Genomic DNA, 18,212 nt, shown 5'->3' with positions numbered 1-18,212 from the left:
CCTTGTTCATCGCGCCGCAAACTCGATAAGCGCCTTCAAACTTCCTACGCCATTTTCTTTTTCAACATTGAAGTAGTACCGTTCATCGGCGCAGGGGCCATAAACCTGATCCATGTTTTTCTGCTGCCGTTCCATCGCTTGGATAGCGCTGTTCAGCATATCGACACCGGTGATAGGTTTGAGAAAAGCGACGGATAACGAACGTGGCTGTTGCGGGCCTTTTTCCGCCAGCGCATAGGAAGCATGGGCGCGGGACGCATAACTGTTCTGCTTGCCAGAAGGCGCGATTTTCGCCGCACAGGAAATCAAACCGGCGATGGCTTTGCGGGCCAATTCTTCATTGCCGGAAAGATTTTTGATCAGCAGGTCGCGGTTAATGCAGAGATAGAGATAAAACAAGCCGGCGGCAAAACCGAATTCGCCGATATGGGCCGAACCTGCATCCAGCTCGTGGGTATTGAGATCGTCCACCGCCGTGAAGTAATCGTCTTCCACGGCGACTCTGTGTACGGTAATGGCGTGAGCTACCTGGGCGGCAGCTTCGACATTGAAGATCGGCTTGGAAGCCAACATGCGTCCGAATAACGCGATATCGACGGCTTGGGTATCTTTAGTCAGGAATCCCAATTCTTCGGAATCGGGAGCGCGCTTTTCGTGAGCCAGCTTATCTACCAAAGCATCTATGGCTTCCTGCTCGGAGCGGCTGACATGAACCAATTGCTCAATTTCCAGTTCTTTGAGCAAGACCTTGATCTTTTCCGGCTCAGGGAGACTTCCTGCTTTCCTTTTTTCCTCGGCCGTAAGAGATTTCAATTTGCCGAATTTATCGGCGATGGCTTTTGCCCATTCCAGCGCGTCTTCTACAGAGATTCCGGCCTTTTGCAGGCGATCATACGCTTTGACGCCCAAGAGTTTAGTGCGAGTTCCGATGTGTCCATCGAGACTTTCCTTGAACAAATCTGAAACGCGCCAAGCGCGTTTAAGGCTTTGCGAGGAAATCCGCAAACGGTCCTCTCCACCCATTTTGGCCGTTTTCGGTTTTCCAGTATCGTCACGGTTCAGATTGGACGGCGGATAAGAAGTGAGAAAATGCAACTGGATAAATTGGGTCATGACTATTTTCCTTATTGTTGAATGAATAGATTAAGCGAATGTCTATTTTTCAAGTTCAAGCGTTTTACTGTAGTAATCCTTAGCTAGTTCAAAGGGTAGGCGGCGTACTTCGGGAATATCAATTTCGCCATTGAGTTTTTGTGCCCAAAGAAAAATGGTGTCGGCTAAAGAAATGACGTTGACTTCGTTTCCCAAGAGATCGACTGCGCGTCGTAAATTGATGAATAGCTCATCCCAATTGGTAACCTTTTGCATTTTCTGAAAACGAAATTCCGACATTACCGGACGGGCCAAGCCGTCTTTCGGAGTACCGAGTTGGGCCGCAAAAGAATGGCCCGAGCATTTTTCGACGCGGGCCAGCAAAGCCGCTAGGACAGCCAGCGCTTCGGGATAACGTTGGCTCCAATATGGCAACCGACGGCACAATCGAACGAACATAGGGCCGGCTCCGGCAAATATTTGGTCAATGTTGTCGCACCGTCGCAATTCCGCCCGTTCCCCCCGATGATTCGCGTTTTCCTTGGAGATGCCTTGAAGCTCTTCCCACCAATCGCGCAAGCCTTGCTTATCGTAATAAGGTTTACTCATGATTTTCTCCATTTATGGGAATTAGGCTGCTTTGCCAAATTTGGCGAGTTGTTTGATCTGCTTGCCCTTGACGAGCCAATCCACCAACTCGTTACGGGCTTGGATGATTCGCTTCATACTCATGTCTTCAAAATTTCCGGACGTAGCCCACAGATCAAATAAATGGATGGCTTGGTTGGTTAATTTTTCCCTCCAAGCAAAGTGAAGAGCGGATTGATCGGTGCCGTTTTGTAAACAGTCCAGTAAGCCTTCCAAATTTCGGTAGAAATCCGGTTCGGTTTCCTGCCAGAAGGCACTGTCCAGAAAAGAAAAGTCGCCTTGGGCGTCTTGAAGCCGCTTAAACCACGCCGTTTTGATTGCGCTGCGGAGATTTTTCATAACTTCGACGGCGGTATCGACCCATAAGGCGACTGTTTCCACCAGGGTTTTCCGGTAGCTTTCGGGAACCCGGTAAACCGGCATCAAGCTTTCATACCAGCAGCGCACATTGGCGTTTTCGGCGTCGTAGCCGAACAACCATAACTGCGGTTTACCCGCGGCTTTTATATGGGATTGCCGACGATCAATGAATATCTTTATTACCTCGGCCGGCTGATTGGTATCGACCGTTAAATTCACATTAAGCCAATGGCGATAGCAGAACCCGCCTGGCTGTCCTTTCATGCTGATAGGTGGCTTTTCATGCTTGGCGTCCAGATAGTAGGGTGTCAAAGGATGTTGCCAGGCACCACTGTAGTTCACGCCGCCGCCTAGCCGGCGATATCCGGTAACGAGGTTTTCGCTTGGTTCGCCAGTGAGTTGGCAAGTTTCTGCTTCCCCGGAGAATTGCAGCCGAATACGGCGCGGCATGGCCCAGAAGACTTGCAGGGGATGGCAATCCTGCGGCGTCGTGATTTCTCCTTTGGGACTGACCCGAGTTTTCGCCATCCAGGGAAAATAGTCGGCGCGGGCGGTTTTTCGGAGATTGCCGGGAAGCGTGCGGATTTTTTCCTGTGTCAGGACGTTCAACCACAACTTTTGCCAAAGAGTGGATTTGCGGTGTTCCTGATTGAGCATCACCAGGGTCGTCAATGGACCGTTGCCGCGCAGTCCCACCCGATGCTGTCCCCAGGCGGGAACGCCATTGATTTGAACGGTGAATAAGGCAATCGCCGCCCAATACGGGGAAATGTTTTGAATACTCCCCTGCTTGACGAATAAATCGGCGTTTTTCTTGCGGGTATTTTCGCTGAGTACGCCGCCGATAATATCTTCCACGGGCAACAATTCCGCCTGCATCAGTTCCTCGGCGTCGTAGTCCTGCATAAACGCCGGTCCTTCTCCGTCAAGTTCGAAACAATCCTTGTAGACCAGGAACTTTTTTTCGAGGTATTCGGGAGATGGCGGCTCATCCCAAAAATCCTCCCATTCCAATTCGCTATCCGGTGCGGCGGCGGTATGCAAGAGGCCGAGCAGGAATTGATATAGGGCAGCCTTGAAATCGGGGCGGGGAGCGAAAACATCGACGATGGGGTTATTCTCATAGCCATCGGTGATTTGATGGGGAGCGATTTTTTCCGATGTCTCGCTTCCGTTAAGGCGAATAACAGTAATCCACTGGTCTTGAAGAAGGTTCATTTTGTCTCCCGAAAACAAAAATAGTCAGTTCCCTTTGTTCCCGCTTTAGAATTGGAATGCGAGGAAACGGCGTGTCGTTCCCGCTCCGCCTCCATGGCACCTCAGAATCTCCAATCCAAGCGGGCTGGTGAACGGCTTAGGTCATCCGCAAAATCAAAGCTTCGGCCAGCAATAGGCTAAGCAGTAGAGAAAGGATCGCTACAGTTAATGCCAGTATCGGAACTCCTGGCGGTCCATTGCTGTCTCTGGCACGTTTTCCCAAAAAAAGATTCAATAGCTCAACAAACAGTGCCACGCGAAACCTCCTGCTCATGAGTAATCGAGAACAAGACGATAACGCCGAGCAGATAGCAGGTCAATATTAAAATAAGTAGGGTACGGAAGTTAAAAGGCAAAAATTTTGGTAAACTCTCGTATTCCCCACATCCGTGGGGATGAACCGTAGGGAACGGAAGTTACCTAATATGGTGAATTAATGTTCCTCACGTCCGTGAGGATAGATTGAGGAGGTAACCCCTCCTCAATTCCCTTTAAAAATAAACCCTTGCATGGAATCGTAAGAAATATCTACTGAATTCCCTGTTTTGTCCTGGACCCTTCCCCGCCATCCTCCTTGTTCATCCGACTCCAACGGCAAAATCAAGTCGGATGCATGGAACTTGACATTCCGTTGCTTTAAATCATCCACCATTCGCTGATGTTCAGCGTCAAGAGCAACACCGCCGATACAACGCTCGGGCAGCTTTACGCTGCTCAGATCCCAAGGAAAATCGCCCGAGTACAAGGGGCGAAGTTCACCGTTTTCGATGTAAGCCAAGTAAACGGTTTTCTGCTCATCACCGAGCCGCGTTGGAATGCGGACTTCTTCATCCCAAAGCCCGCTGTGGGTATAGCCTTCGTCTAGGTTCAAGGCGTTGAAATCAGCTTGGCTGACTTTGGCCTTTTTTTCGCCATCCACTTTCAAATCGCTGTCGCTCAATGTTTCCGGAAAGCTGGAAATTCCGTCATACACGTACTCGATTAGTCGGCGGGCATCCTTGGGCATGCGGAGCAATCCGTTTACCCGTAGTGCCTTATGAGTCAGCCAAAGCTGGGCGGTATTGGGGTAAACCCAACAAGCTTTCGGAAAAGCCGCTCGATACCAATCGGATTTGGGCGCTTCGGTAAAACTCGGAGCATGGATATAAAATACCGGACGAGGACGCAAATCCTTAAGCTGTCCTTGTGGAAGCCGCTTTCCATTTAAGTCTCGGCGATGGCGGTGTAGACGACCGGCGCGTTGGATGAGGAGATCGACCGGGGCTAAATCGCTGATGATTGAATCCAGATCGACGTCGAGAGATTCTTGAATCACTTGGCTCGCCACGAGTATTCGCCCGCTTCTATCCTCCGATTTGGATTTGGTGCCGAACCAACCTAAGACTTGTTCTTCCCGATCCAAACGATCCTTGAGAGCAAATCGGCTGTGAAACTGCGACAGGCGATTTGTATCTATTCCCGCTGTTTCGCTCAGGTTGTAAAAGGATTTGCGCACATCGTCCACGGTATTCCTTATCCAACAAACACAGCGGCCTTCATCGGCGGCACTCTTAATGAGATCAATGACTTGTGATTCCCGATCAAGAAATTCCAACTTGATCGCGCGTCGGACTTCGCTGCGGGTTTTGATGCGGGATTCGGAAAGTTTCTGTCGGGTCAGGTGCGTGACGAGCGGATAAGGGCTCTGGGTGGAAACGGTTTGAAAATCGCCTTTCAGCCCCTCTTGGAAGGCGTCAACGAGTTCCTGCCGCATTTTGCTCGGCAGCGTAGCGGACAGGAGAATGGCGCTGCCACCCATACGTGCGTGGCCCTGCAAGACGGTTTGCAACAAACGGTGCATATAAACGTCATACGCATGTACCTCATCAACCACTAACACTTTTCGGCTCAGGCCATACAAACGCAGGGATTGATGGCGGGCGGGAAGGACTGTCAGAAGTGCCTGATCCAGCGTTCCGATGCCGGCATCAGCCAATAGCGCCTTTTTGCTGTTGTCCGCCAGCCAAGCGGCGCATTGAGCCGAAGCCCCCGGCTGGCCGGAATAGTTCAACCCGTCGTTGGCCTGGTTAAGTATTGAATCGTGGAATAGCTTGGACAAATGCCGTGCGCTGTGCGCTAGCACCAAAGAGGGCCTTTCATCCGGTTCGTATAGTTTGCGGTAGCATTCCGCCATGCGTTCGTACATGGCATTGGCCGTTGCCATGGTGGGCAGACCGATATAGAAACCATCGGCCAAACCTAACGCCATCAGGCGTTGAGTAAGGATGAGTGCCGCTTCGGTTTTCCCTGCACCGGTGACATCTTCCAATATTAAGAGTTGCGGCTCCGCCTCCAATATGTGCTCGTGGCAAAAGCGTTGCAGAGGTGTCGCGTTGTCGATGTAAGGAAAAAGTGGCTCGATGCCCGCGTAATGCGCCACTTTTGCCGGCAGCACAGCGGCTCTGAGTAAAGCTTCCTCGGCGCGGGGTAGCGCATATTTCCGCCAATAGTGGTCCAAATCCGTTTTTTCGGAGCAATAATGGAATATCTCACGATTCGAACCGATCCAGTCGCACAAGACCGCAAGTCCCGCCAGACGCCAGGAATGAGGCTGAATCGCTTTGGCAAAATCCCTGTTCTCCAATAGCTTTGCAAGCTGGGTTGCGTCCGGGGCGAGCAGGGTTAAGCAGTCCTGCCAAAAGCACTCCGCCGCCGCCAAATCATCTTCGGCAAAGAAGGCATCGGTTCTCCAATTATGATCGCCGTTGCAGATATTGGGCGGCTCACCGTGATGCCCCGTGACCAGCTTCATCCATCGGTCGAAAAACCATTCTTTGCCTTGCCGGAACGCGCGGCTTTTCGGCTCCATACCAAGAAAACCGGCATCGGAAAACTTGCCCAGAAGGTATTCATGCCAAAACAAGAAACCGAGGCTGTCATGGCGTAATGCGTAATCCTTGCGTTCGGTTTGCCCTGTCAGCTTTTCGTGAAGCTCTTGCTCCAAACCCTGAAAAGAGATGGCGAACTTTCCTAGATCGTGCATCGCAAGACAAAACGTAAGCCATTGCACAAAAAGTCTTAGAGGCATGGCCAAGTCGTTGGCGAGTTGCTCTGCTAGACGCGGATGCCTTTTCAAGAACACTTTCCCCACCGCCGCCACATCCAGACTGTGATACGGCAAGAGGTGATAAGGCGTTCCCGCTTCGCCTTCTTTACGGGCCTTCCCCCAATATTTCCAATACCCATTTTCCATTTCCTATCCCCCAATAACCAAAAACGGCGAAATCGCTTCTTATGTTTCTCTTACAATCGCTTCCCCAATAACCGTCGCGCCAGCAAAGTCTGCATGTCGCGCCGTCCGTCCGCGATCAGCATGACATAGACGGTATCGTCGATGGTTCGATAAACGATTCGGTAAGGCTTGAAGAATAATTCGCGGTATTCATGAATGCCGAGGGCCGATAGCTCTCTCGGGTAGACGCCCTGCTTGGGAAATTCCGCGAGGCTATCGAAAACATGCTGGATTTCGTCCAGCACGTGAGCGGCGCGTCCGGTGAATCCTGTGTGCAAATGTAGTCGAACGGATCTTCGAGGTCATCGGCGGCATCAGCGGTCAAAAGAACGCGATGAACCATCACTCTCGTCCCTTGTTGCGTAATCGGCCGATAACATCGGCCGGTTCCTGCACGTTGCCGGCTTCGATCTGCCGGGTTCCGAGCGCCAAAATTTTCAGCAGCGCCAATGTTTCCTCCGTTTCCTCATAGGTTTTGACGTCCTGGATAACCGGCTTGGCTTCGCCGTTCTGGGTAATTACCAGGGGTTCGCGTTCTTCGGTGAGTTGGCGTATGACCTCGGCGGCGTGGGCCTTGAGATGGCTAATGGGCTTGATCTGTTTGGAATATTTCATTGGTGGGTTCCGGATTAAAGCAGTTTCCATTCGTACGTAAGGATTGATTGCAAATGGGCTTGGTGTGGGAGCGGGCTTTAGCCTGCGATCAGGCGATTATCGCGGGCTAAAGAAGCCCGCTCCCACGAGCCGTAAACCACTCCGACAGCCGCTCTAAAGAGGAGGACTGGATTTAGTCTTAATTTGGTTCCTTATCAATCCGAAGCGGAGTGGCGTATAGGGTTCCAACTGCCGCTACATCGATGCAGTGATATGGCAAAAGGTGATAATTCGCCCGATCACCGGATTCGCGTCGAATTACTGCCCAATATTTCCAATAAGCACGATCAGCGGCCATCTCTTATCTCCCATGCAATGTAAACCTTATAGCATGGGTAGTGGCTCACTAGGTGAGCCTGTGCGGATGCCTGTATGTCAGAAAAGGCTGAAATTTTTGTAAGCGAATGCTTACGTCATGTATCGGAACGAGACTCTGGGGCGGGGGTTTGGGAGGTGAGTGTTTGAAATACCGATGGGATGTCGGTTTGCTCACTTGGTTTATGGACGAGTCGCCCTCACCCGGCCTGCCGGCCACCCTCTCCGAGAGAGAAGAGGGTTTCTACACAAATCGTCATCTCGGCATTGCGAACGATGCGCTTCACTGCGTTCAGCACATCCTACGAGCTCTGATTAAGTCCTTCGACAGGCTCAGGACGAACGGTAACGTATTGATTCCGTTCGTGGTGAGCTTGTCGAGCCATGAACGGAATCCACTTGTTCATAGCTTCCTTTACTTGGGCGATCGCATAGACCGGTATGCTCAGCCATTCAACCCGCCCAGTGTTTCCTTCAGCGCGTCCTCCACCTGTTCCAGCCAGATGAATTGCAGTTTCTCCTTTGCTTCGGCGGGGATTTCCTCCAGTTCCTTTTGATTGCGGGCCGGCAGGAGGACACGGGTGATGCCGGCGGCGAGGGCGGCGAGCACCTTTTCTTTGATGCCGCCGACCGGCAGGACCAGGCCGCGCAGGCTGATTTCGCCGGTCATGGCGGTGTCGTTGCGGACCGCCTTTTGGGTGAGCAGGGAGACTAGGGCGACGAAGATGGCGACCCCGGCGCTGGGGCCGTCTTTGGGCGTGGCTCCCGCGGGGACGTGGATGTGGATGTCGCTTTTTTCGAATACTTCGGGCTGGATGCCGAGATCGGCGCAGCGGGCCTTGGCAAGACTCAGGGCGGCTTGGGCGCTTTCCTTCATGACATCGCCCAGTTGTCCGGTCAGCGTCAGTTTGCCGGTGCCGGGAGCGCGGCTGGCTTCGATGAAGAGAATGTCGCCGCCCACTGGGGTCCAGGCGAGGCCGGTGGCGACGCCGGGCACGCTGGTGCGCATCGCGACTTCGCTTTCGAAGCGCCGCGGGCCCAGAATGGTCGGCAGAAGCTCGGGGGTCACCGTCAGGCGCTCGATTTCGCCTTCGGCGATGCGGACGGCGGCATGGCGGAACACGGCGCCGATTTCCCGTTCCAGGTTTCTTACGCCGGCTTCGCGGGTATAGTCGCGGATGATGGCGGTGAGCGCCTCGTCGGTGATCTCGCATTGATCGGGGTCCAGGCCGCAAGCTTCGGCCTGCTTGGAAACGAGATAACGCCGGGCGATCTGAAGCTTTTCTTCGGTCGTGTAGCCGGGTAGGTGGATCACTTCCATGCGGTCGCGCAAGGGACCGGGAATCGTGTCGAGCATGTTCGCCGTGCTGATGAACATGACGTGGCTGAGGTCGAACGGAACCGCGAGATAGTTGTCGCGGAAGGTGCTGTTCTGCTCGGGATCGAGCACTTCCAGCAGGGCCGCGGAGGGATCTCCGTGGAAGCTGGCGCCGAGCTTGTCGATTTCGTCCAGCATCATGATGCAATTGCGCGCGCCGGCCTTACGGATGGCCTGGATGATGTTGCCGGGCAAGGCGCCGATATAGGTTCGCCTGTGTCCCCGGATTTCGGCCTCGTCGTGAACCCCGCCCAGGCTGACCCGTACGAATTTGCGGCCGGTGGCGCGGGCGATGCTTTGTCCCAGGGAGGTTTTGCCGACGCCGGGCGGCCCGACGAAACAGAGGATCGGGCTTTTTCCCGCAGGATTCAGTTTGCGTACCGCGAGATATTCGAGAATCCGCTTTTTGATCTTTTCGAGGCCGTAGTGATCTTCATCCAGGACCTGCCGCGCCTCGGCGACATCCAGGCGGTCCTCGGTCTCCACCGACCAGGGCAGTTCGACCAGCCATTCCAGATAGCTGCGCACCATGGAGTGCTCGGCGCTCGCCTCGGGCATCCGTTCCAGCCGCTTCAGCTCCTTCATCGCCTGATTTTCGGCCTCTTCGGGCATTTTCGCCTTGGCAATGGCTTCGTACAGTTCGCCGATTTCCTCGGTGCGTTCGTCGGTTTCGCCCAGTTGCTTTTGAATCGTCTTGAGCTGTTCGCGAAGCAGGAATTCGCGCTGGCGCTCATCCATGGTTTGTTTGGTCTGGTCGCTGATTTCCTTGGAGATGCGGAGGACCTGAATGCGATGGCGAAGAAGGTTCGAGATTTTGTCGAGCCGTGTCTGAGCGTCCAACGTCTCAAGGATTTCCTGCTTTTCGGCGATCGCCAAATCCATGAATGAAGCCACCAGGTCGGCCAGCGTGTGTGCCGAGGATACCTGTTGAACGGCGTTCAACAATTCCGGCGGGGCCTGAGGGAGCAGCGCCAGTACTTCGGCCACTTGGTTCTTCAATTGCAGCAGACGGGCCTCGATGGCGGGCGTTTCGATCTCTTGTTCCTTGATCGGCTCGATGCGGGCTGCGAGAAACGGATACCCTTCCAGGAATTCGAGGATACGAAAGCGTTGCTCGCCCTGGCAGACAATGTTGTGCGAGCCTTCCGGCCCGGTCACGTAGCGCAGGATGGCGGCCTGGGTGCCGACCGTATAAAGTTCGTCCGGCTCGGGTACGTCTACTTTGGGGTCCCGCTGCAGCAGGATTCCGACCGAGGTGTCCCGGCGAAGCGCATACTGGGCCGCGGCAATGGAGGGTTCCCGCCCGACGCTGATGGGAACGATGACGCCCGGGAAAAGCACGATATTCCGCACCGGAATGATCGCGATGGTATCCGGAGGTAGGATTACAGCGGACTCGGAGTGTTTGTCTGATCGTTGTTCGGTTTTCATGGCGGCAATCAATCCGTCTTAAAAAGAGGAATGGTCAGACAGCCGTTTGCGTAAATCGGGTCACCGGGACGCAATCGCCAAGGCGGCAATTGGATGCGCCGCTCGAAGCGGCCGTAAGGTATTTCCAGGCGATGGATGACGGCGCTATCCGGGGCGATCTTCAAGGACCTTTCGCCGGATATGACGACTAGGTCCTCGGTTACGGCGACATCGATGGCTTCCGGAGGCACACCCGGCAATACGACCGTGATGGTGATCGCATCGCGGGTTTCGATGATGTCGACGGGCGGTTCCCACGTCGGCCGGGAGGCGATAAGTCTATGGACTTGAAAGAAGCGCCGATGGAGCCGCTCCGCCTGTTCCAGCAGTTCGCAGGCTTGCGCCCACATCCAGGTTGTCGGACCGTGCGACATGACAATAATCTCGCAAAAGCGGGCTTGAAGCCGTACATGGCGAAAGCCGACGCGAAGCCGAGAATTCGGCCGCGGATATCCGTATCCGACTCATGAACTCCCTTAAAAGACTCCCGTTTCGGTGAACCCGTGGGAGAGGCTGTGCCGTACTCAGGTTTCGCCGCTTCCCAATCGCAAACGGGCCTTTAATCGGCCCCTTCCAATCGCAAACGTCGCTTTAGTCGCGACCTTCCATGTACTCCATACGTAATTGGACGTTTCGGCCGTCGCGAAATTCATTGATATCGAGCCGATAGACGGCTCGAAGGCGTCGGCAGGCCAGCCAATCGGCTGGTTGGTCGACGAAAAAGGCAATACCGTCGATCAGCTTGTCCGAGTTCGGGATCTTGAGGAGAAATTTGAGATGGCGGTCTCCGACGATGCGGCTTTGCGCCACGTCGAATTCGCCGTCGAACAAGGGTTCGGGAAAGCCTTGGCCCCAGGGGCCCGCTTGGCGCAGCAGTTCGGCAACTTCCAGCGCCATTTCGTGGGCTTCGAGCGGCCCGTCGCTGTGTATCGCGTGGTCGAGGTCCAGGTCGGCCAAATGGCGAGCCACCTCTTCCTCGAACAGCTCGGTGAAGTGCGCCAGGTCGTCCCGGTGGAGACTCAGGCCCGCGGCCATCGCGTGTCCGCCGAATTTCCGCAGCAGGTTCGGGCAGCGCGTCGCGATATCGCTCAGGACGTCGCGGATGTGCACGCCCGGAATCGAGCGCGCGGAGCCTTTGATCTCGTCGCCGTCGGTACGGGCGAAAGCAATCACCGGCCGATTCACGCGGTCCTTGATCCGGGACGCCAGTATGCCGACCACGCCCTGATGCCAGGAATCGTCGAACAAGCAAAGTCCCGGCTTAGTCGCCAAGGAGGTATCGAGGTCTTCGAGATGAGCGAGCGCGTCGAGCTTCATCTGTTCCTCGATCTCGCGCCGATCCCGGTTCAGCTGGTCGAGCCGGACGGCCATGGCGCGGGCGGCATCGGCATCGTCGGTCAGCAGGCACTCGATGCCGAGGGTCATGTCTTCGAGCCGGCCGGCCGCGTTGAGCCGGGGCGCGACGGCGAAGCCGAGGTCGGCTGCCGTGATGATGCGTGAATTGCGCCCGGAAACCTCCAGCAGCGCCAGCAATCCTGCGTGGGCTTGTCCCGAGCGGATGCGCTGAAGTCCCTGATGAACCAGGATGCGGTTGACGTGATCCAGCGTCACCACGTCGGCGACCGTGCCCAGAGCCACCAAGTCCAGCAGTTGCGCGAGATTCGGCTCTTCGGCACCAGTTCGAGCGAAATGGCCGGCGGCTCGAAGTCGGATTCGCACCGCGGAAAGGACATAAAACATCACGCCGACGCCGGCCAGATATTTGCTCGGGAAAGGATCGCCGGCCAGATTCGGGTTGACGATGGCGTCCGCGCCGGGAAGCTCCGACCCCGGCAGGTGATGATCGGTGATGAAGACCCGCATGCCGCGGGCTTTCGCCGCCGCCGTGCCTTCCAGGCTGGAGATGCCGTTGTCGACGGTCAGGAGAACGTCCGGAGTACTTTGGGCGGCCATCGCGACGATCTCCGGCGTCAGACCGTAGCCGTATTCGAAACGGTTGGGTACGAGATAGGAGACTCGCTCCGCGCCGAGCAACCTCAGTCCCCGGACGGCCACCGCGCAGCCGGTGGCGCCGTCTGTGTCGTAATCGGCGATGACGAGAATGCTCTGATTTTTTCGAATCGCCTCCGTCAGTTGATCGGCCATGGCTTCCATGCCGCTCAACAGCCAGGGCGAGGGGAGTTTTGCCAGCGAGCGGTCCAGTTCCTCGGCGACGATCAGCCGGCGCGCGGTGTAAATGCGTTGCAGCAGCGGCGGGAGATGGGAAAAGGCTCGATCGGGAAGTTGATCCGATCCGCGGGGGACGATTTTCTTTTTAACCGGGTAGTAAGGCATTGGGCGGCAAATGGGTCTGTGGAGAGCTGTCGTAGGTCGGAAATCCCTTTCCGACACGCCGTCGGCAAAGGATTGCCGACCTACACAATACTACCGAGTCAAGCCCGCAATGAGCGGAACGTAATGATCGATCAACAAGGCCGAAAATATCCCGACCAGATAGACCAGCGAATAGCCGAAAGTTTTCATGGCCAGCTTGTTGTCTGCCTCTTTCTTGAGGCGAATCGCGTAGTATAAAAATCCGATTCCGAGCCCCACGGCCGCTCCCAGATAAAGAAAGCCGCTCATGCCGGTGAGATACGGGAACAGGCTTACGATCACCAGCAATATGGTGTAGAGCAGGATGTGCAGCTGCGTTACCTCCACGCCGTGGGTCACGGGCAGCATGGGGATGTTCACCTTGGCGTAATCGTCGCGCTTCGCGATGGCATAGGCCCAAAAATGGGGCGGGGTCCAGGTGAAGATCAGCAGGAACAGCAGCAGGGCGTAAGGGTGCACCCCGCCGGTCACGGCGCACCAGCCGAGCACCGGCGGAGCCGCGCCGGCCGCGCCGCCGATCACGATGTTCTGCGGAGTCGCGCGCTTCAGATAGACGGTGTAGATGAAGGCGTAGCCGATCAGCGAAAGAAAGGTCAAAAACGCGGTTAGCGCGTTTACGAACAGGATCAGAATCGCCATCGAGAGCGTGCCCAGAGTGGCGGCGAAGATCACCACCTGGTTCGGCTGAACGTGCCCTGAGGGCAAGGGGCGGTTCTGGGTGCGCGCCATTTCGGCGTCCGCACGGCGGTCCAGGAAGTGGTTGAGAGCGGCTGCGGACGCGGCGGCGAGACCGATGCCGAGGCTTGCCCACAACGAAACCGCCAGAGGAGGGAGTTCCGGAACGGCCAAAAACATGCCGATCACGGCGGTGAACACGATGTGGCCGACTACCTTGAGTTTGCACAGGGCGAGATAGGTTCGCCAGGAAACGGCATTCGTGGATTCGATATCAGTCGTCGAGTTCATCGTTTCGCTACGGTCTTCGTTTACAATACCGGCTGGTTCGGCAACCTGCCGTTCAATCCTCAACACATTCAGGAGAGCGTCAAATGCAGTTTCGCGGACTCCGTCTGGCCTTGCTGGTATTACCGTTGTCGCTTCACGCTGCTGAGCCTGCGGTTCACGAGTTCCGGCTGGATAACGGGTTGAAGCTTTTGGTCCAGGAAGACCACCGTGCGCCGGCAGTCGTTACGCAGGTTTGGTACAAAGTGGGCGCAAGCTATGAATACGGCGGTATCACCGGCATCTCGCACATGCTCGAGCATATGATGTTCAAGGGTACCGAGAAACACCCGCCGGGCGAATTCTCCCGTATTATCGCAGCAAACGGAGGTCGAGAAAACGCCTTCACCGGGCAAGATTACACGGCCTATTTTCAGACCCTGGAAAAAACCAGGCTGCCCGTGAGCTTCGAACTGGAAGCGGACCGCATGCGGAATCTGCTCCTGTCCGACAAGGAATTCAAGAAGGAACAACAAGTCGTCCTGGAGGAGCGGCGGCTGCGCACCGACGATCAGCCGCGCGCCAAAATGGAGGAGCATTTTCAGGCGGTTGCCTACACCAACAGCCCTTACAAGAATCCGGTCATCGGCTGGCCGGACGACGTCAGCGGATTGACGGTGGGCGATCTCAAGCATTGGTACGGACTTTGGTACGCGCCGAACAACGCCATCCTTGTCATCGTCGGCGACGTGAATCCGCAGGAGGTTTACGCACTCGCCAAGAAATACTTCGGTCCGTTGAAACCCAGCAAACTGCCGGAAATCAAGCCGCGAGGCGAGGTCGAGCAACTCGGGGCGCGGCGTATGACGGTTCGTCTGCCGGCCAAGCTGCCGTATCTCGTGATGGGCTACAAGACCCCCGCCTTGCGAACAATAGGCGAAGAGGATTGGGAGGCTTACGCGCTCGAAGTCGCCGCCGGGATTCTGGATGGCGGCAACAGCGCGCGGCTGTCCAGCCGCTTGGTGCGCGGGCAGCAGGTGGCGGCATCCGCCGGAGCCGGCTATAACCTTTATTCACGCTTGTCCAATCTTTTTACCCTGGAGGGGACGCCCGCCCAAGGCAAGACCTTGCAGGCACTGGAGAAAGCATTGGGCGAGGAAATCCGTCGCCTTCAGGACGAACCGGTTTCCGCCGCGGAACTGGAGCGGGTCAAGGCGCAGGTTCTGGCCCATCATATTTATCAGAGGGATTCCATGTTTTATCAGGCGATGCAGCTTGGCATGACCGAAACCGTCGGGCTCGGTTGGAAAACCGTCCAGGAGTATGTGGACAAGGTCAACGCCGTGACGGCCGAGCAGGTTCAAAAGGTTGCCCGGAAATACCTGATCGACGATCGGCTGAGTGTGGCCTATCTGGAGCCGTTGCCCATGCCCGAAGGCGCGAAGGCGCCGGAAGAAGCCGCACCGATGGGAGGTGATCATGTTCGTTAAGCGCATGTCCCGATGGATCGTGTTTCTGTTCTTGTTGATCAGCGCGCCGGTTTACGCCGTGCCGGAAATCCAGCATTGGGTCTCGCCGCAGGGCGGTCGGATCTATTTCGTGCCGACCGAAGGCTTGCCGCTGCTCGACGTTCAGGTCGTGTTCGACGCGGGCAGTGCCCGCGACGGTGAAAAATTCGGCCTTGCCGCTCTCACGTCCGGCATGCTCGACACCGGCGCGGGAGACTGGGATGCCGATGCCATCGCCCAGCGGCTCGAGAGCGTCGGAGCATCAATGGGAACCGGTGTTTCGCGCGATTCGGCCTATTTGTCGCTGCGCAGCCTGACCCATCCCGAGAAGCTCGGTGTCGCCTTGGATACGGCCCGGGAAGTCTTGGCTCACCCCCGTTTCGAGCAGAAAGACTTCGACCGGGAGAAAAACCGGACGCTGCTCGCGATCAAGCAGCGCGGCGAGGAACCGGACGAACTCGTCGAGATCGCGTTTTTCCAAGTACTGTACGGTAACCATCCTTATGCCCATCCGCAGGAGGGTTTCGCCGAAACCGTGGCGCCATTGACCCGCGAGGATCTGGTCGATTTCCATAAACGCCACTATGTGGCGAGCAATGCCATCGTCGTGATCGTGGGCGATGTGAAACGGGCCGAGGCTGAAGCTGTCGCCGAAAAACTGCTGTCGGGCCTCGAAAAAGGCTCGGCTCCGCCAGCGTTGCCTGCGCCCGCGCCGCTGCAGTCGGCCGAAATCATCAAACAGCAGTTCCCGTCGGAGCAGACTCATGTGCGTGCCGGAGTTCTAGGGATGACGGCGACCGATCCCGACTATTTTCCGCTTTACGTGGGTAACCACATTCTCGGCGGCAGCGGCCTGGTTTCCCGCGTTAGCACGGAAGTCCGCGAAAAACGAGGGCTTTCCTACAGCGCCTACAGCTATTTCATGCCGCTTCGGGAACTCGGGCCTTTCCAGATGGGGCTCCAGACCCGCAACGATAAGGCCGAGGAAGCCTTGCGCGTCGCTCTCGACACCATCAAGGATTTCGCCGCGAACGGACCGACCGATAAGGAACTGGAAGCCGCCAAGAAAAATATCATCGGCGGTTTCGTTTTGCGCCTGGACAGCAATCAGAAACTCACCCTGCAGGTGGCCAACGTCGCGTTTTACAACCGTCCTCTTGATTACCTCGCCACGTTTACCGAGAAGGTGGAGGCGGTGACCCGGGAGGATATCAAGCGCGCTTTCCGGTCCCGGATCGATCCGGGCAAGATGCGGACCGTGCTGGTCGGCGGCGGGGCGAAGTGAAGAATGAGCTCCGCATCATCGCCGGCCGTTTCCGCAGCCGCAAGCTCAAGTTTCCCGATGCTCCCGGACTCCGGCCGACGCCGGACCGGGTCCGGGAAACGCTGTTCAATTGGTTGCGGAACGACATCGAAGGCGCTCGCTGTCTCGATCTATACGCGGGTAGCGGCGCGCTGGGATTCGAAGCCGCTTCGCGCGGCGCCGCCAAGGTCGTGCAAGTGGAACGGGATGCGTTAGTGTGCGGAGCTCTCGAACGGAATCGTGCGCTATTGAACGCCGAGGCGGTGGAAATCGTCCAAGCGGAAGTCGGGCGTTTCTTGGAGGGTGCGGGGCAGCCGTTCGATGTGGTTTTTCTCGACCCGCCTTTCCACCAGGGCTTGGTCATTCCGTGCTGCCGGGCGCTGGAAGAGAACGGTTGGCTCTCATCCCACGCTAAAATCTATGTGGAAACCGAGAGCAGTTTTCGGCTCGAGAGTCTTCCGGAAAACTGGCGGACTTTGCGCGACGGCAGGGCGGGAGAAGTCGGCTACCATTTGTGCGAACGCATCTCTTCCGGTCACTTCCCATGATCATTACCGCGATCTATCCCGGAACATTCGATCCCATCACCAATGGCCATGTCGACCTGGTGACGCGCGCCGCCCGCATCTTCGATCGAGTGGTCGTCGCCGTGGCGGAGAATAAGAACAAGACGCCGTTGTTCAACCTGGACGAGCGAGTGGAATTGGCGCGAGCTTCGTTGCAGGCGGTGGGAAACGTCGAAGTTCTGGGCTTCGATACCCTGCTGGTGAACTGCGCGAAAAAGTGTGGCGCCACCGTGATTCTGCGCGGATTACGTGCAGTGTCGGACTTCGAGTTCGAATTTCAATTGGCCGGCATGAACCGCCATCTTTGCGCGGAATTGGAGACGATGTTTTTGACGCCCAGCGAAAAGTACGCGTTCATTTCGTCTTCGGTGATTCGCGAAATCGCGAAGCTAGGCGGGGACGTGTCGAGTTTCGTGCCGGAACTGGTGCGGGAAGCATTAGTCGCAAAGTACGCTAGTTTCCCAGACGCGCCTTAAAAGCTACTACGCGGTTCGAGAGCGGCGTTGCGAAGGTGTGGGACCAAATCCGCCGGGAGCGGATTGGGACGTGCGGAGCACAAGGCGTAGCCCGAGCCGGCAGGAAGCGGCGAGCACTCGTCATGTACTCAATGCACACTCCGGGCCTTGTGTTGCGGCTCCCATCCGTGGGAGCCGCCCCGAACGGGGCCTGCCTTCGGACCGCTCGCGACGCTTTTGGAACACGTTTTTAGTGAGATTGTTATGGCTCTGATTATTACCGACGAATGTATCAACTGCGATGTGTGCGAGCCGGAGTGCCCGAACGGCGCCATTTCGCAGGGCGAAGAAATTTATGAAATCAATCCGGCGCTCTGTACCGAGTGCGTCGGGCATTTCGATAAGCCGCAATGCATGGAAGTGTGCCCCGTGGACTGCATTCAAAAGGATCCGGATTACTCGGAAGACCGCGATTCCCTATACGAAAAATATTTGGCTTTGACCAAGGGGTAAGGCGCTACACGAAGCGATGCAGGTCCGGATAAGGCCGACCGTTGTTCCAAAATTGAGTTGGTCTGGAACCCCTTTCGATGTCTTTGTCGGCAAAGGATTGCCGACCT

Annotated in this window: 16 protein-coding genes; 5 read left to right on the top strand and 11 right to left on the bottom strand. The window is 56.3% G+C overall.

The features are described 5' to 3' along the window. Positions 1-6: 6 nt before the first annotated feature. From cas7e to cyoE, 11 genes are all read right to left on the bottom strand, one after another. Positions 7-1,113, bottom strand: coding sequence for a type I-E CRISPR-associated protein Cas7/Cse4/CasC (cas7e, locus tag ACR2TX_RS03350; protein WP_434131207.1), 1,107 nt, complete (start codon positions 1,111-1,113; stop codon positions 7-9). A gap of 42 nt (positions 1,114-1,155) precedes the next feature. Continuing rightward, positions 1,156-1,701 (bottom strand): type I-E CRISPR-associated protein Cse2/CasB, encoded by a 546-nt coding sequence (gene casB / locus ACR2TX_RS03345; RefSeq protein ID WP_434131205.1) that lies wholly within the window; start codon positions 1,699-1,701, stop codon positions 1,156-1,158. A 21-nt stretch (positions 1,702-1,722) separates the two neighbouring features. Further along, positions 1,723-3,318, bottom strand: a complete 1,596-nt coding sequence (casA, locus tag ACR2TX_RS03340; RefSeq protein WP_434131202.1) for a type I-E CRISPR-associated protein Cse1/CasA — start codon at positions 3,316-3,318, stop codon at positions 1,723-1,725. Positions 3,319-3,454: 136 nt separating this feature from the next. After that, positions 3,455-3,613, bottom strand: coding sequence for a hypothetical protein (locus ACR2TX_RS03335; RefSeq protein ID WP_434131200.1), 159 nt, complete (start codon positions 3,611-3,613; stop codon positions 3,455-3,457). A gap of 225 nt (positions 3,614-3,838) precedes the next feature. Next, on the bottom strand, positions 3,839-6,589 hold the full coding sequence (cas3, locus tag ACR2TX_RS03330; RefSeq protein WP_434131197.1) for a CRISPR-associated helicase Cas3': 2,751 nt from the start codon (positions 6,587-6,589) through the stop codon (positions 3,839-3,841). Between the two features lie 50 nt (positions 6,590-6,639). Further along, a complete protein-coding gene (locus ACR2TX_RS03325) occupies positions 6,640-6,906 on the bottom strand; it encodes a type II toxin-antitoxin system RelE/ParE family toxin (protein WP_434131195.1) in 267 nt (88 codons plus the stop codon). A gap of 64 nt (positions 6,907-6,970) precedes the next feature. Further along, positions 6,971-7,243, bottom strand: a complete 273-nt coding sequence (locus ACR2TX_RS03320) for a type II toxin-antitoxin system Phd/YefM family antitoxin (protein WP_434131192.1) — start codon at positions 7,241-7,243, stop codon at positions 6,971-6,973. 799 nt (positions 7,244-8,042) lie between these two features. Continuing rightward, complete coding sequence (lon, locus tag ACR2TX_RS03315; RefSeq protein ID WP_434131190.1) at positions 8,043-10,406, bottom strand: endopeptidase La; 2,364 nt, start codon at positions 10,404-10,406, stop codon at positions 8,043-8,045. An 8-nt stretch (positions 10,407-10,414) separates the two neighbouring features. Beyond that, entirely contained in the window at positions 10,415-10,819 is a 405-nt protein-coding gene (locus tag ACR2TX_RS03310) for an Hsp20/alpha crystallin family protein (RefSeq protein ID WP_086135113.1), read from the bottom strand. A 217-nt stretch (positions 10,820-11,036) separates the two neighbouring features. Then, positions 11,037-12,779: a single-stranded-DNA-specific exonuclease RecJ gene (gene recJ, locus ACR2TX_RS03305; protein WP_434131187.1), complete on the bottom strand. Its 1,743-nt coding sequence runs from the start codon at positions 12,777-12,779 to the stop codon at positions 11,037-11,039. Between the two features lie 90 nt (positions 12,780-12,869). Next, positions 12,870-13,784, bottom strand: a complete 915-nt coding sequence (cyoE, locus tag ACR2TX_RS03300; RefSeq protein ID WP_077732518.1) for a heme o synthase — start codon at positions 13,782-13,784, stop codon at positions 12,870-12,872. 83 nt (positions 13,785-13,867) lie between these two features. Between cyoE and ACR2TX_RS03295 the strand changes: the two genes are divergently transcribed. The 5 genes from ACR2TX_RS03295 (at position 13,868) to ACR2TX_RS03275 (ending at position 18,105) form a co-directional block, all read left to right on the top strand. Then, positions 13,868-15,250 (top strand): insulinase family protein, encoded by a 1,383-nt coding sequence (locus ACR2TX_RS03295; protein WP_086135115.1) that lies wholly within the window; start codon positions 13,868-13,870, stop codon positions 15,248-15,250. Next, positions 15,240-16,553 (top strand): M16 family metallopeptidase, encoded by a 1,314-nt coding sequence (locus ACR2TX_RS03290; protein ID WP_434131185.1) that lies wholly within the window; start codon positions 15,240-15,242, stop codon positions 16,551-16,553. Before ACR2TX_RS03295 ends, ACR2TX_RS03290 begins: the two co-directional genes overlap by 11 nt. Further along, positions 16,550-17,119, top strand: coding sequence for a 16S rRNA (guanine(966)-N(2))-methyltransferase RsmD (rsmD, locus tag ACR2TX_RS03285; RefSeq protein WP_210023749.1), 570 nt, complete (start codon positions 16,550-16,552; stop codon positions 17,117-17,119). Before ACR2TX_RS03290 ends, rsmD begins: the two co-directional genes overlap by 4 nt. Further along, entirely contained in the window at positions 17,116-17,613 is a 498-nt protein-coding gene (gene coaD / locus ACR2TX_RS03280; protein ID WP_077732514.1) for a pantetheine-phosphate adenylyltransferase, read from the top strand. Before rsmD ends, coaD begins: the two co-directional genes overlap by 4 nt. Positions 17,614-17,856: 243 nt before the next feature. Next, positions 17,857-18,105: a YfhL family 4Fe-4S dicluster ferredoxin gene (locus tag ACR2TX_RS03275; RefSeq protein WP_077732513.1), complete on the top strand. Its 249-nt coding sequence runs from the start codon at positions 17,857-17,859 to the stop codon at positions 18,103-18,105. Positions 18,106-18,212 lie beyond the last annotated feature (107 nt).

This window comes from Methylocaldum sp. GT1BB, from assembly GCF_051027545.1.
Taxonomy (GTDB): domain Bacteria; phylum Pseudomonadota; class Gammaproteobacteria; order Methylococcales; family Methylococcaceae; genus Methylocaldum.
Note: the sequence above shows the minus strand (reverse complement) of the source record. Positions and strands in the feature narration are given on the sequence as shown.